Origin of the sequence: Cellulomonas flavigena DSM 20109, from assembly GCF_000092865.1 — a bacterium.
GTDB lineage: Bacteria > Actinomycetota > Actinomycetes > Actinomycetales > Cellulomonadaceae > Cellulomonas > Cellulomonas flavigena.
Map to the genome: position 1 here is coordinate 2,505,078 of NC_014151.1, position 14,293 is coordinate 2,519,370.

13 protein-coding genes are annotated in these 14,293 nt (G+C 75.8%); 7 read left to right on the plus strand and 6 right to left on the minus strand.

The genetic code is table 11. The features are described 5' to 3' along the window. Nucleotides 1-2 precede the first annotated feature (2 nt). On the minus strand, nt 3-635 hold the full coding sequence (locus CFLA_RS11345) for a CYTH domain-containing protein (RefSeq protein ID WP_013117467.1): 633 nt from the start codon (nt 633-635) through the stop codon (nt 3-5). Between the two features lie 249 nt (nt 636-884). Between CFLA_RS11345 and CFLA_RS11350 the strand changes: the two genes are divergently transcribed. After that, nucleotides 885-2,540 carry a DEAD/DEAH box helicase gene (locus tag CFLA_RS11350; protein ID WP_013117468.1) on the plus strand — a complete coding sequence of 552 codons (1,656 nt, stop codon included), beginning with the start codon at nt 885-887 and terminating at the stop codon, nt 2,538-2,540. A 104-nt stretch (nt 2,541-2,644) separates the two neighbouring features. Here CFLA_RS11350 and CFLA_RS11355 read toward each other — a convergent pair whose 3' ends face one another. Further along, a complete protein-coding gene (locus tag CFLA_RS11355; protein ID WP_245530237.1) occupies nt 2,645-3,700 on the minus strand; it encodes a sigma-70 family RNA polymerase sigma factor in 1,056 nt (351 codons plus the stop codon). 98 nt (nt 3,701-3,798) lie between these two features. On the opposite strand from CFLA_RS11355, the gene CFLA_RS11360 reads away from it, so the two are divergent. The 3 genes from CFLA_RS11360 to CFLA_RS11370 all read left to right on the plus strand — a co-directional run bounded on the left by CFLA_RS11360 (nt 3,799) and on the right by CFLA_RS11370 (nt 6,333). After that, a complete protein-coding gene (locus CFLA_RS11360; protein WP_013117470.1) occupies nt 3,799-4,170 on the plus strand; it encodes a VOC family protein in 372 nt (123 codons plus the stop codon). A gap of 39 nt (nt 4,171-4,209) precedes the next feature. Beyond that, the gene (locus CFLA_RS11365) at nt 4,210-4,716 is read left to right on the plus strand and encodes an NUDIX hydrolase (protein ID WP_013117471.1); all 507 of its coding nucleotides are present in this window, start codon (nt 4,210-4,212) and stop codon (nt 4,714-4,716) included. A gap of 117 nt (nt 4,717-4,833) precedes the next feature. Then, on the plus strand, nt 4,834-6,333 hold the full coding sequence (locus CFLA_RS11370; protein ID WP_013117472.1) for an AAA family ATPase: 1,500 nt from the start codon (nt 4,834-4,836) through the stop codon (nt 6,331-6,333). A gap of 87 nt (nt 6,334-6,420) precedes the next feature. Here the strand turns inward: CFLA_RS11370 and CFLA_RS11375 are convergent, their stop codons facing one another. Further along, the gene (locus CFLA_RS11375; protein WP_013117473.1) at nt 6,421-9,096 is read right to left on the minus strand and encodes a phosphoenolpyruvate carboxylase; all 2,676 of its coding nucleotides are present in this window, start codon (nt 9,094-9,096) and stop codon (nt 6,421-6,423) included. 134 nt (nt 9,097-9,230) lie between these two features. Between CFLA_RS11375 and CFLA_RS11380 the strand changes: the two genes are divergently transcribed. The 3 genes from CFLA_RS11380 to CFLA_RS11390 are packed head-to-tail and all read left to right on the plus strand — an operon-like array spanning nt 9,231 to nt 10,430. Beyond that, complete coding sequence (locus CFLA_RS11380; RefSeq protein ID WP_245530238.1) at nt 9,231-9,665, plus strand: hypothetical protein; 435 nt, start codon at nt 9,231-9,233, stop codon at nt 9,663-9,665. Between the two features lie 58 nt (nt 9,666-9,723). After that, nucleotides 9,724-10,224 carry a MarR family winged helix-turn-helix transcriptional regulator gene (locus tag CFLA_RS11385; protein ID WP_013117475.1) on the plus strand — a complete coding sequence of 167 codons (501 nt, stop codon included), beginning with the start codon at nt 9,724-9,726 and terminating at the stop codon, nt 10,222-10,224. Continuing rightward, nucleotides 10,221-10,430 carry a hypothetical protein gene (locus CFLA_RS11390; protein WP_013117476.1) on the plus strand — a complete coding sequence of 70 codons (210 nt, stop codon included), beginning with the start codon at nt 10,221-10,223 and terminating at the stop codon, nt 10,428-10,430. The genes CFLA_RS11385 and CFLA_RS11390 overlap by 4 nt, the downstream gene beginning before the upstream one ends. 75 nt (nt 10,431-10,505) lie before the next feature. Here CFLA_RS11390 and CFLA_RS11395 read toward each other — a convergent pair whose 3' ends face one another. The 3 genes from CFLA_RS11395 to CFLA_RS11405 all read right to left on the minus strand — a co-directional run bounded on the left by CFLA_RS11395 (nt 10,506) and on the right by CFLA_RS11405 (nt 14,168). Next, the gene (locus CFLA_RS11395; protein WP_013117477.1) at nt 10,506-12,428 is read right to left on the minus strand and encodes a COG1470 family protein; all 1,923 of its coding nucleotides are present in this window, start codon (nt 12,426-12,428) and stop codon (nt 10,506-10,508) included. An 89-nt stretch (nt 12,429-12,517) separates the two neighbouring features. Beyond that, nucleotides 12,518-12,835 (minus strand): PAAR domain-containing protein, encoded by a 318-nt coding sequence (locus tag CFLA_RS11400; RefSeq protein WP_013117478.1) that lies wholly within the window; start codon nt 12,833-12,835, stop codon nt 12,518-12,520. Nucleotide 12,836: 1 nt separating this feature from the next. Next, entirely contained in the window at nt 12,837-14,168 is a 1,332-nt protein-coding gene (locus CFLA_RS11405; protein WP_013117479.1) for a COG1470 family protein, read from the minus strand. Between the last annotated feature and the right edge of the window lie 125 nt (nt 14,169-14,293).

Consider the following 14,293-nt stretch of genomic DNA (forward strand, 5'->3'; position numbering starts at 1 on the left):
CGTCAGAACCCCGTCATGCGGTGGTCGTGCCCGAAGCCCTCGAGGAACGTCGGCCCGCGGCGCGCCAGCTCCGCGTCCCACGCCGCGGCCCACGAGCCGAACGGCGCGTGCGCGAGCCCGTCGTTCGCGAACCTGGGGTCCGCCGTCACCTCGGTCACGCAGAAGTCGGGGATCGCGAGGTCGGTGACCGGGCCGCCGCGCTCGACCTCGGCGACGACGAGCGGTGCGTTCGCGCCCGCGAACACGTCGACGACCCAGCCGTCCTCGCCCAGCCACACGGAGTGCCGCACCTTGGCGACCCGCGCCCCACCGCGGCGCACCATCTCGACAGCGACGAGCGGGTCGAGCTCGCGCTCCGCCTCGTACCTCGTCCCGCCCACCATCGGGCCCTTGACCGTGACGGCGCAGAAGTCGACCCGGTCCGCGTACCGCTCGAGCAACGCCACCTCGTCGAGCGCCAGGTCGACACCCGCGACGGACGACGCCTGCGCCCGGACCCGTAGCGCGTACCCTGCGTCCGCGAGGTAGTAGCTCTGCACGATCAGCGCGGGCGCCGGGTCGAGCAGCTCCGTGGGCACGTCGCGCGCGAGGAACCGCCGCTCGAACTCGAAGTCGCCGTTGCCCGTGTCGCTCATGGCCGCCCACCTGTGACCGGCGGCCCCCGTGGCCGCCAGCGCCCACCGTACTCACCCGGCGCCCGCACGGCACGCACCGTGCTGACCTGCACCGACACGCATCCACGAGGTCGCCGGACGCGGCGTGTGAGACAGTTGTCCCACAGAGGCAGTGCGATCGACCGCACGCCCGCGTCGTGGAGTCCCCCCGGGCATCGTGCGGCGGACCCCGACCCGACGGCTGTCACGGCCCCAGAGAGGCACCATCCCTTGACGACTTTCTCCGACCTCGGCGTGCCCGAGGTCCTGGTCCGCGCGCTCGCGGCCCAGGAGATCATCACCCCCTTCCCCATCCAGGTGGCGACGCTGCCGGACACGCTGCGCGGCGCCGACGTCCTCGGTCGCGGCCGCACCGGCTCGGGCAAGACGCTCGCGTTCGCGCTGCCCGTCGTGGCGCGTCTCGCGGCGTCCACCACGCAGCGCCGCCCCCGGCGTCCCCGGGCGCTCGTGCTGTGCCCCACGCGCGAGCTCGCGACGCAGATCGACGCGACCTTCGCGCCGCTCGCCAGGGCCGCCGGTCTGCGCACCACGACCGTCTTCGGCGGCGTCGCGCAGTCCCGGCAGGTCACCGCGCTCGACCGCGGTGTCGACGTGCTCGTCGCGTGCCCCGGCCGTCTCGAGGACCTGCTGCGGCAGAACCTCGTGACGCTGGACGGCGTCGAGATCACCGTGCTCGACGAGGCCGACCACATGGCCGACCTCGGATTCTTGCCGGTCGTGCGCCGTCTGCTGGACCGCACGCCGACGCTCGGTCAGCGTCTGCTGTTCTCGGCGACGCTCGACAACGGCGTCGGCACGCTCGTCGACCGGTACCTCACGTCGCCCGTCGAGCACGCCGTCGATCCCGCCGCGCAGACCGCCGTCGCGAGCACGCACCACGTGCTCGAGGTCGCCGACGCCGCCGCGAAGAAGGCCGTCGTCGAGACCCTCGCCGCGGGCTCGGGGCGGCGCGTGCTGTTCATGCGCACCAAGCACCATGCGAAGAAGCTCGCGAAGCAGCTGACGCTGGCGGGCATCCCCGCGGTGGACCTGCACGGCAACCTCGGTCAGGGCGCCCGCGAGCGCAACCTCGCGGCGTTCTCGTCGGGCGAGGCGCGCGTGCTCGTCGCGACCGACATCGCGGCCCGCGGCATCCACGTCGACGAGGTCGAGCTGGTGGTGCACGTCGACCCGCCCGCGGAGCACAAGGCGTACCTGCACCGCTCGGGCCGCACGGCCCGCGCCGGCGCGTCGGGCACGGTGCTCACGATCCAGCTGCCGGAGCAGCGCGGGGACGTGCGTGCGATGACGCGCGCCGCCGGGATCCGGGTGACACCGGTCGCGGTCGCGCCCGGCGACGCGCTCGTGCGGCGCCTGGCCGACGCCCCGGGCACGGTCCCGGCGGACAACGGCGGGACGCCTGCCCCGACGACGACGGTGGCGGTGAGGGCGGACGACAGCGCCACCGCCGGTCCCGGGCGCACCGGCGGTCAGCGGACGGGTGGTCAGCGGACGAGTGGTCAGCGCGCGGGCGGTCAGCGGGACGCCGGGCGGGACCGGAGCCGTGCACGTACCGGCTCGACGCACGTCGGCGCCCCGGACTCGCACGCCGGCGGTCGCGGCCGGTCGGCGCAGGACCCGGCTGCGCGTACCGCAGGTCAGGGCGACGGTACCGCGCGTCGCCGCGCCGGCACGCGTGCGGCGACGCGCCCCGCGGGCCCCGCGGTGGTGTGGACGTCCGGCGGTCCCGACGCGTCGCGCAGCCCGGAGTCCCGGCCCCCGGCACCGGCGGTCGGCCGCGAGGCCGCCGACGCGCCGGGCGGGTCGCGGCGTCGCCGCGGCGGCCGTGGCCGTCGCCGCTCGGGTGCGTCGAACCCGGCCGCCTGACCCCTTCCGTCGACCGCGAGCCCGGCTCTCTGCGCGCGCCCGGCCCCCCGGGACGCCGGAGGTCCGGGCTCGTGGTCGTCCTGACGCCGGCGACCCGGCGCGCGTCAGGCCAGCTCGACCGGCAGCCCGAAGCGTGTGAAGAGGTCCTCCCCGAACCACACCGTGACGTGCTCCACACCGTCCGCGGTGACCGTCACCTGCTGCACCTGGAACGCGCGGTGGCGGCCCTCCTCGCCACGCATGTACAGCGCGAACGCCGGCAGGCCGTTGGCGCGCGTCGGCACCATCCGCATGTCTCCGGGTACCTGCGCGGGGCACCACGTGCCGATCAGCTCGCCCACGGCCTGCGGCCCCGCGTACCAGCCCGGGAACGGCGGCATCTCCCACACGACGTCGGTCGCCAGCAGCTCCACGATCGCCGCGACGTCGTAGGCCTCGAACGCCGCGACGTAGCGCGCGAGCAGCTCCTGGTGGCGCGGGTCGGTGGGCTCCAGCGGCGTGACGTCCTTGACGTTCGCCATGTGGGCGCGGGCGCGCTGCAGCGTGGAGTTCGCCGCGGCGACCGACAGGTCGAGCGCGTCGGCGACCTCTGCCGCGGACCACGCGAGCACGTCACGCAGCAGCAGGACCGCTCGCTGCTGGGCCGTGAGGTGCTGCAGCGCCGCGACGAACGCGAGGCGCACCGAGTCACGGTGCACCGCCGTCTCGGCCGGGTCCACGGGCGGCTGGGCCCAGACCAGGGCGTCCGGCAGCGGCTCGAGCCACGGGGTGCCGTGGTCCTCGCGCGGCTCGTGGCGTGGGTCGGCCGCCGGCGCCCCGAGCCCGGTCGGCAGCGGCCGGCGGCGCCGGCCCTCGAGGTGCGTCAGGCACGCGTTGGTGGCGATGCGGAACACCCACGTGCGCAGCGACGAGCGGTTCTCGAACCCCCGCATCGCCCGCCAGGCGCGCAGGTACGTCTCCTGCAGCATGTCCTCGGCGTCGTGCACCGAGCCCGTCATGCGGTAGCAGTGCGCCAGGATCTCGCGCCGCATCGGGGCCAGCCGCTGCTCGAACTGGTCCTCGGCCAGCTCACCCGCGGGAGCCGCGGCGCCCGTCGCCGGGGCCACGGACACGGACCCGGACGCGGTGGCGGATGTGGTGGCGGGTGTGGTCGTGGTCACACCACGACCGTAGACGCGGCCACCGACATCGTGAACCCCCGGTGAGCCTCGGCCGCGGCGCGGGTCGTCACGGGTGCCCCCGACCGGCAGGAGCGCCCGTGGACCGCGTGATCTTCGTCAGTCTCCCGGTCCGCGACCTCGCCGTCGCGCGGGCGTTCTACGCGGGGCTCGGGTTCACCGTGGACGCGGGTTCCGGCGACGACGACGCCGCGTGCGTCCTCGTCTCGCGCGCGGTCCGTGTGATGCTGCTGCGCCGCGACCGCTGGGCCGCCGTCACGCACCGTGCGGACGGCGTCACGCTGCTCGGCCTGGGCGCGCGCTCGCCCGCCGAGGTCGACGCGATGGCGGAGGCGGCCGTCGCCGGTGGTGGCGCAGAGGTGCGCGCCCCGCAGGAGGCCGCCTCGCTCTACGCCCGCGCCGTGCGCGACCCCGACGGGCACGTGTGGGAGATCCTGCACGCGGCATGCTGACGCGCCGCGAGGACCTGGTCGCGTGCCAGACTCGCCCGCATGCCCCCGCCACACGACAGGTACGCCCCGGACGACCACCTCGGGGGACGCTCGCTGCTCGTCGCGGCCGCGTACGTGGTCCTGCGGCGTCCCGGACCGGACGGCGACGAGGTGCTGCTGCAGCGGCGCGCCGGCACGGGCTACATGGACGGGCGCTGGGCGGTCGTCGCCGGGCACGTGGACCCCGGCGAGTCCGTGCACGAGGCCGCTGTCCGCGAGGCGTCCGAGGAGGCGGGGGTGCGCGTCGATCCCGTGGCGCTGCGACCCGTGACCGCGCTGCACCGGTTCGAGCGCGGTGGTCCCGCCGTGGAGCAGCGGCTCGACGTGTTCTTCGAGGTGACCGCGTGGGACGGCGAGCCCGCGCTGCGGGAGGCCGACCGCGCCGACGCCATGGGCTGGTTCCCTCTGCACCTGCTGCCCGAGCCCGTCGTGCCGCACGAGCGGATGGTGCTCGACCTGCTCGCCGCAGGCGGTCCGGTGCCCGCGGTCGTCTCGCTGCCGGCCTGAGGCGGGTCGCCGTCCCGCGGCGCGCGGGACGGCCGGGCGTGCGGCGTGCGGGTGGATCTGGTGTCGGCGCCACCGGGCGGGGCCGGTCGGCGCCCGCGCGACGCTAGCGTGACGTGCGTGACGCCCGAACCCACCCGTGACGACCTCGCCGCGCTCCTGGCGGCACGCACGCCGATCGTCGTGCTCGAGACCACGGACGAGGCCGACGCCGTCGAGCTCGTGCTGCGCGCCGCGGGTCGACCCGCCGGCGGGCGCGCGCCGCAGCCGGTCTTCCGCTGGAGCGTCACCGACGGCCTGCGGCGGCTCGACGTCGACCTCGGTGGGTCCCAGCTCCACAACAGCGACCCGCCGACGCTGCTGCGCTCGATCGTCGACGGTGTCGCACCGGCCGTGTACGTGCTGCTCGATCTGCATCCCTGGCTCGACGACCCCGTGGTCGTGCGCCTGCTCAAGGACGCCGCCCAGCGGCCCCTCGGCCTGCGCAGCACGCTCGTGCTCGTCTCGCACGCACTGCGGCTGCCGCGCGAGCTCGAGCACCTCGCGGTGCGGCTGCCGGTGACCTTCCCGACCGCCGCCGAGCGCGCCCTCGTCGTCGACCGCACCGTCGCCGCCTGGGCGAACGCCACGGGTCGCGTGCCGCACGTCGACCCGCACGCCCGCGAGGTCCTCGTGGCGCGGCTCGCCGGGCTGTCCCGCGCCGACGTCGCGCGCCTCGCGCACGGCGCCGTGGTCGACGACGGCGCACTGACGGTCCGCGACGTGCCCGTCGTCGAGCGCGCACGGTTCGAGGCCCTCGCCGCCGACGGCGTGCTGTCGTACGAGTACGCGACCGTCTCGCCCGGTGACGTCGTCGGGCTCGACGCCGTGGTGCGGTGGATCCTGCTGCGCCGCCCGGCCCTCGACGGGTCCGCACCGCACCTCGACGCGCCTCGTGGCGTGCTGCTCGTGGGCGTGCAGGGCTGCGGCAAGTCGCTGGCGGCGCGGGCGGCGGCGGCGATCCTCGGGGTGCCGCTGCTGCGCCTGGACCTCGCAGGTGTGCACGACAAGTACGTGGGCGAGTCGGAGCGGCGGCTGCGCGACGCGCTCGCAGCGGCCGACGCGCTCGCACCGTGCGTGCTGTGGGTCGACGAGATCGAGAAGGCCGTCGCGGGCGACGGGGACGGCGACGCCGGATCGGCGCGGCGCGTGCTCGGCACGCTCCTGACGTGGCTCGCGGAGCGCCGCTCGCGCGTGTTCGTCGCCGCGACCGCGAACGACATCTCCGCACTGCCGCCCGAGCTCGTGCGCAAGGGCCGGTTCGACGAGCTCTTCTTCGTCGACCTGCCCGACGAGGACGCGCGCGCCGGGCTGCTGCGGCTGCACTCCGCGCGACGCGGCCTGGACCTCCCCGGGGACGCGCTCGGTCCGCTCGTCGCGGCGTCGCAGGGGTTCTCCGGCGCCGAGATCGAGCAGGCGGTCGTCGCGGCGACCTACCTGGCCCACGCGCACGGGCAGGAGCTCGACGCGGCGACCGTGCTCGGCGAGCTGCGCGCCACCCGGCCGCTCGCGGTGGTCATGGCCGAGCGCGTCGCCGCGCTACGGGCCTGGGCCGCGACGCGCACGGTCCCCGCACGCTGACGCCGCGCGCGCCGGCCGGACGGATCGGCGCCGGACGTGCGACGGCGCCCGGCAGCGGACCGCCGGGCGCCGTCGTGGCGAGGCCCGTCAGCCGGTGTTCTGCAGACCCGCGGCGACGCCGTTGACGGTGAGCAGCAGCAGGCGACGCAGGTCGTCCGCCGACTCGTTCGGCTCGCCCGTGCGCAGTCCGCGCAGCGCGCGCAGCTGGAGCAGCGACAGCGCGTCGACGTACGGGCTGCGCAGCTGCACCGCGCGCCCGAGGATCCGCCGCCGCGAGAGCACACCCGTGCTGCCGGTGACCGCGAGCACCCAGGTACGCGTGCGCCGCAGCTCGTCGAGCACCAGCTGCGCGAGGTCGTCGCGGTCACCGAGCGCGAGGTAGCGGGCCGCGATCCGCTCGTCGGTCTTGGCGAGCGACATCTCGACGTTGTCGATGATCGTGGCGAACAGCGGCCACTCCGCGTAGGCGACGCGCAGCGCCTCGGCGTCGCCGACCGCCTCCAGGGCCGTGCCCAGGCCGTACCAGCCGGCGAGGTTGATCCGCGCCTGCGACCAGGAGAACACCCACGGGATCGCACGCAGGTCGTCCAGCGACGAGACCGACAGCCCGCGCCGCGCGGGGCGGGACCCGATCGGCAGCAGACCCAGCTCCTCCAACGGCGTCACCTGGGCGAACCACGCGGGGAACCCGTCGGCGCGCACGAGCCGGTGGAAGTGCTCGCGCGACGCCACGTCCAGGCGCGCCGCGAGGTCCGCGAAGCGGGCAGCCGCGGTGTCGTTGCGCTGCACGACGCTCGGCGCGTCGGCGAGCAGCGTCGCGGCCGTGACCTGCTCGATGTGCCGCGCCGCGATGTCGGGGTCGCCGTAGCGGGCGAAGATGACCTCACCCTGCTCGGTCAGCTTGAACCGGCCGTCGACGGAGCCCGGCGGCTGCGCGAGCACCGCGCGGTTGGCGGGGCCGCCACCGCGGCCCAGGGCGCCCCCGCGGCCGTGGAACAGCGTGAGCACGATGTCGTGCCGCCGAGCCCACTCGGCGATGCGCCGCTGCGCGTCGTCCAGCGCGAGCGTCGCCGACAGCGGTCCGACGTCCTTGGAGGAGTCGGAGTAGCCGAGCATGACCTCGACGCGGCGGCCGTTCGCGGCCAGCCGCTCCTGCACGCGCGGGTGCTCGAGGGCCGCCTCGAGGATGTCGACGCTGTTCTGCAGGTCGGCGAAGGTCTCGAAGAGCGGGATCGCGTCGATGACCGGCGCGTGCTCGGGCCCGCCGAACGCGAGGTCCGCGAGCGTGTAGACGGCGGCCAGGTGCTCCGGCGACTGCGTGAACGACACGATGTACCGCCGCGCCGCCTTCACGCCGAGGCGGCGCTGCACGGTGCCCAGCGCGCGGAACGTGTCGAGCACCTCGACCGTCATGGGCTGCAGCTCGCCGTCGACGCCGTGGGCCTCGATGTCGGCCAGCGCGGCCTCGTGCACCTGCGAGTGCTGGCGCACCTCGAGCTCGGCGAGGTGGAAGCCGAAGGTCTGGACCTGCCAGACGAGCCGCTGGAGGTCGCCGAACGCCGCGCGGTGCGCACCGGCGGCGCGCAGGGACTCCTGCACGATGAGCAGATCGGCCTCGAGCTCGTCGGCGCCGGCGTAGGCGAGGTCGGCGTCGCGCCGGCGGGTCGCCGCGACGCGCTCGACGATGCCGAGCAGCGCACGGCGGTGGGGCTCGTTCGGTGCGGCGTCCGCGATGCGCGACGTGATCGCGTCGGACAGCGAGCGCTGCCGCTGCCACAGCGCGCTGAGCTCGGTCGACGGCGGCGTCCCCGCGGCGTCGAGCGTCAGGCCGTCGGCCGTGCGGCGGGCGGACACGAGCAGCGCGTCGAGCGCGTGCTCCGACGCCATGGCCGCGGCGGCGCGCGTGACCTCGGCGGTGACGTTCGGGTTCCCGTCGCGGTCGCCGCCGATCCACGAGCCGAGCCGCGCGAACGGTGCGACGGTCGGCGCGGTCGTGCCGGCCTCGTCCTCCAGCAGCCAGTCGTCGAGCCGCCGGTACACGGTCGGCAGGACGTCGGCGAGCGTCGCGTCGAAGATCGACAGCACGGTCGCCACCTCGTCGAGCACCGTGGGCTTCTCGGCCCGCAGCGGCGACGTGCGCCACAGCGTGTCGATCTCCGCGAGCAGTCGGCGCTCGTTCTCCGCGAGCGTCGTGCCACCGATGTGCAGGGTGTCACGCTCCGCGACGAGCTCGGCGATGCGCCGGATCGCGCGGGACACCGCACGGCGGCGGGCCTCGGTGGGGTGCGCGGTGAACACGGGCCGGAACTCGAGCTCGTGCAGGCGACGACGGGCCGCGTCGGGGCCGATCTCGTCGACGAGCTGCTGGTACGCCGCCGGGAGCGAGTCGTCCGGTGCCAGCTCGTGCGGCGACAGGCGCGACTCGCGGTCCCGCAGGACGCGCACGCGGTGGTACTCCTCGGCGAGGTTCGCGAGGTGGAAGTAGCACGTGAACGCGCGGGCCACCTGCTCGGCCCGCTCGTGGCCGAACCCGGCCACGAGCTGCTCCGCCTCGGCCAGCGCGTGCCCGTTCGGCTCGCTGTGCGACGCGATCGCCAGCTCGCGCAGACGTTCGACGTCCGCGAGCAGGTCCTCGCCGCCCGCCTCGCGCAGCACCCGCCCGAGCAGCTCACCGAGCAGCCGGACGTCGTTGCGCAGGAGCTCCGGTACCTCATGGCTGACGACGCCGCGAGGGACGTCCGGCCCGATCTCCGCTTGGTTCACGGGAGAAAGGTAGTTGACTCCGGCAGGGCCTGCCGCCGACGACCAGTCGCCGGTCGCCGGGGTGACGACGCGAGCACCCGCGGCCGGCTCCGCGCTCCCGGTCCGGGGCGGGCGCGCCGTGGCATGCTGGGGGCGTGGTGCTCTTCCGACGCCGGCCCGAGGTGCACGTGGACGTGACGGGCTTCCACGCGGCCGAGGCGCCCGCGATGCAGCGCTCGGTCCTCGAGGCCCTCGGCCTCGGCGCGCGACCCGCACCGACGGTCGTCCCGGCACGTCTGCAGGTCGAGCGCGGGGCGGACACGCGGCTGGTGCTCGTGTGGCGCAACGTCATCGTCGGCTTCGTCCCCCCGGACGCGGCGGCCCCGCTCGTCGCCGCCCTCGAGGGCGCCGCCGGCGCGACGCTCGTGGTGGACGGCGCGGTGCACCACGTGGACGGCACGTGGCGCGTGTGGGTCGGACCGGTGCCCACCGACGGCTTCCCGCCCGTGCCCGAGGGGCTCGACACCCTCGCCGCGCCCGACGTGACGATCCTCGGGGTCCCGGTGCGCCGTCCGGACGGGCTGCGCTGATCCGCGTCGCACGACACGAAGTGATTGTCGCATCAACCGAGCGCGGTAGGATGTCGTGGTGCCCACCGACCCCCACTGGCTCAGTCCTGCGGAGCTGCGCGCGTGGCTCGGCCTCGTCGCCGTGGCCGAGCTGCTGCCCGCCCAGCTCGACTCGCAGCTCCAGCGCGACGCGGGGCTGACGCACTACGAGTACCAGGTGCTCGCGATGCTCTCCGAGGCGTCCGGCCGCACGCTGCGGATGTCCGCGCTCGCGCAGCGCACGAACGCGACGCTCCCCCGCCTCTCGCACGTCGTCAAGCGCCTGGAGAGCCGCGGGCTCGTCGAGCGCACGCCCAGCCCGGACGACCGACGGGCGACCGACGCGCACCTCACGGCGGCCGGCTGGGACCTCGTCGTGGACACGGCACCCGGCCACGTCGCCACGGCGCGCGACCTCGTCGTCGACGCCCTGAGCCCCGAGCAGGTGACGCAGCTCGAGGACCTCATGCGCACCCTGCTCGAGCGCCTGGACCCGGAGGGGCGCCTGACACCCCCGCTCGACGAGGTCGGCCCCGCATGAGCGACGCCGTCACGGCGCTGCGGCGCTGGGAGGACTCCGGGGCCGTGTGGCGGGTGCTGGGGCGCGACGGCGCGCGGCTCACCATCGGGCTGTGCACGTGCACGGCGTCCGAGGTCGTGGACCGCGTCGTCTCCGACGACCCCGAGCTCGCGCGGTTCGTCGGCGACCGCACGGGCAGCGACGACGTTCCCCACGCCGGCGCCTGAGGCGGGCGCCCGGGGCGCGCCGAAGGCCGTGCTGCCGTGCGACGTGACGACGACTCCACCGGCGGGTCGTCCGCGTCAGGAGCTGACCGCCGACGCGCGCGCGAGCACGCCGCCGACGAACCCCAGGACAGCGCCCACCAGCACGAGGACGAGACCGCTCGCGGGGGTCCCCAGCACACCGGCGGCGAGCGCCAGCAGCACCATGAGCAGCGCCGCGAACCGGATCCCCCGCCCACGCGACCCGTTGAGGCCCAGCAGCATCAGCAGGGCGAGCAGGAGCACGAGGACGCTCGAGCCCGCCGTCGCCGTGAACGCGATCGCCTCGCGGTCGCCCGCGACGGCTTCCGACCCCACCCGGACGACGGCCTCCGGGTCGACCACCGTGCCGAGCCAGGGCCGCAGCGCTCCCAGGCACGCGAGCACCGCACCGAGCCAGACCGACCACCGCTTGACCACCGGCCGACGGTCCGGCGTCGACTGGCTCAGCACCGCCTCGGTCTCGACGGCCTCCCGTCCGTCCGTCGCCGCGACCCGCAGGCGTCGCGAGGACGAGCCACCCGCCGGGGACCGCGCGGCGTCCACGGCGAGCCGTACGGTGCCGACCTGACCGGGCGGGACCACGACCGCCGCGGGGGTGAAGCGCAGCCGCGCACGCCCGAGCTCGTCGGAGCCGGCGAGCCGCACCTGCAGCGGGTCACCGCCGCGGCGGTTGTCGACGTGGACGAGGAACGTGCCCTGACGGCGCTGCGTCACCAGCGTCGCCGGCTCGACCCACAGCCTCGCCGTGCTGATGGGGGCCGGACGCGCGCTCACCTCGAGCAGACCGGGGGCCTCCACCTCCGTCGGACCGTCGCCCGCCACGACGACGAACGGCAGCGACTGCGTCGTCCCCGCCGGCGGGACCTGGGCCCGGGCGTGCGCCGGGACCCGGACCGCCCTGCCCGCCGGCACGACCAGCCGGTCCTCGGCGAGCGTGAACGCGACCCGGTGCGCGGGGTCGCGGCCCGCGAGCGCCACGGCCGCCGCCGCGTGCCCCGCACGGTTGTCGACGACGACCTCGAACCCCACGGCACGCCCGTCCTCGGAGCGCAGATGGCTGGGCTCGAGACGCAGCCGCACCGGGACGGCGGGCGGCGGCGCGGCCGTGCGCTGGACCAGCGTCACCGTCACCTCGACATGCTCGTCGACGCCCGCCCCCGTGAGGGTGACCTGCCGGGTCACCTCGGATCCGGGCGCCGCTGCGGGCGAGGTGACCTGCACGCTCACGTCGACCGCCGCACCGGCCGGCACGTCGACGAGCGGCGGCAGGAACCGTGCCCGCACGACGTCCTGCGGGTCGTGCGCCGACATCCGGTAGCGCCGGGGGAAGTTCGCGGCCCGGTTGTCGACCGACAGCGTGAGGACGCCCTCGTCGGTGTCGGCGAGCTGCAGGAGGGCCGGGCGCGCCGTGAGCGTCGGCGGCGGGCCCTCGCGCGGCACGGTCAGCACGACCTCCAGGTGCGTGACCTTCGTGGCGTCGACGGACGAGCGCACGGCGAGCTCCAGCGTGGTCCGCTGCGCGACCACGAGAGCGCCGGGCCGGGCGGCGAACGTCACCACGACGCGGCGCGACTCCCCCGGCATCAGGTGCGCGTCCTCGTGGGTCGCCACCAGCCACGGCGGCGGCGCGGTCGGGCGGACCATCAGTCCGTCGACGAGGTCGGAGACGTTACGCAGGTGCAGCGTCGCCGTCCCCGGGGCGTCGGGCGCCACGACGACGTCCCCCGCCTCGACCGTCGCGACGGGGGCCCGGGCGGCAGGCTCGGCGGCCGCGCCCGGGGCGTCCTCACCGCCGCGAGGGAACGCGGGCCCCGTCCGGTCCGCGGCGACCTGCACCGGGTCCGGCGGCTCCGTGCCCGTCACCGTGTCGGCCCAGTCGACGTACGCGTCGCACGTGCCGCAGAAGGTCGCCGTCCGCGGGTTCGACGCCCCGCAGGCGGTGCAGATGCGGTCCGGCATCGCTCACCTCCCGTCCTGTCCCCCACCGGTCGCGGCGCGGGCCTCGTGAGGCAGGAGGCGCGACCGGCCGCCGGGGATACGCCCGGGCGTCAGCCCCCGACGACGACCGTCGGGCACCCCGGGCCGGGCGCCACCGGAGAGCCGTGCATGCTCAGGTCCCCCAGGCGCGCAGCCGGGAAGCCCCCGACGAGAACCGTCAGGGAGCCCACCGCGATGCCGTTCGGAGCCGGCGAGACGCACGGGATCGACCCGGGGACCCCGTTGGCGACCGCGGCGGGCATCCCGCCGACGAGGACGGTCACGACGCCGGCCGCCGGGGTGATCGGCCCGCCCACGTGCGGCTTCGGCCCGTCCATGAGGGGGCACACGGCCATGTCACCGACGCGCAGCGCGGGGCCGGTGGGCACGTCAGGGCGCCGGCGTCGGGACGGGCGTGGCGAGCGTGCCGCTGAAGACCAGCGCGTCGTCGCACTCCGTCGGGGGCGGGACGAGGTTCAGGGGGGCACCGGGCTGCCGGCACAGGACCGACATCGTGAGCCGGGTCCCCGCGGGCAGCACGATGGGGGTCTGGAAGTGGAAGTCGTTGTCGCGGAAGTTCTCCAGCGCGACGTCGAGCAGCACGACCTCGTCGCTGCTGCCCTCGGGCGTCTGCGCCAGCACCAGCCGCCCGAAGTCGCCCTGCGGGTTGCTCAGGACCAGGTCGGTCAGGCGCAGGGTCGAGCCTGCGGGGACCACGAAGTCCTCGCCGTCGACGAGCGTGGTGGAGGGACCAGTGCGCAGCACGAGGCGCCGGGTCGTGGGCGCCAGGATCTCCGTCGGCGGCAGGAAGTCCCGGGTCAACTCCTCCATCTCGGCGACCTGCTGCTGCGCGGCGGCAGCGGACTGGCCGGCGCCCGCCGACGACTGCTGCGCGGCGGCGGCCGCCTCCTGGGCCTCCTGCGCGGCCTCCTGCGCCTGCGCGACCTCGTCGGCCACCGACGACCGGGCCGCCGACTCGACCACCGGCTTGAGGACCGTGAACCACAGCGCCACGAGCAGCGCGAGCAGCGCGAGCGCCGCCAGCAGCGCCTTGGGGAGCCACCGCGGGACGGTCGCGGTCTGCACGTGCGTGCCGTCGAGCAGGACCGGTGAGGTGGTCTCCGCCGCGACCGTCACGACGAACGGCTTCGTCCGGTCGGCGCCCCGCCACAGCCGGCGCAGGGGCCGCACGCGCAGGTCGGCGAACTCGGCGGTGCCGGGCGGAACGGTGAGGATCTGGGGGCGCAGCCTCAGGCCGAGAGCGCCGGCGTCGTCGGCCGCCGTGAGCGACACGGTCACGGGCACGTTGCCGCGGTTGTCGAGCGCGACCTGGTGACGTGCGCCGTACCGGCCGTGCGACGTGCGCGGGAGCAGCTCGGCCGTCGTGTCGAGGAACGGCAGCACCTCGACGACGCCCTCCGGCGTGACCGTCTCCTCGACGTGCTCGAACGGCACGACGCGGATCCCGAAGTCCAGGTTGCCCGCCGGCACGCTCCACGAGCGCGGTGGGGCGAACCGCACCGTCACGGTCGTCCCGGCACCCGGGTAGAGCCCCTCGACCACCGACGGCTCGACCGACGTCCACGCGGCGGGGACCCCGAGCACCTCGATCCGGTAGCCCTCCACGACGTCACCGGTGTTCCGGATCTGCAGGGGCACCACCGCCTCGGTGCCGGGGCTGAGCTCCACGTGCGCCGGGTCCAGCTTCGCCGTCGTCGTCATGCCCCCGGACGCTAGGTCGCTGCGCCGGGCGCGGGAACGACCGCGCGAACGGCCGATCGGGCACCCGTGGCGCCCGTTGAGCCGACGTTGACTGCACGATCAGAACCGCGGCGCATGCTGTGGCG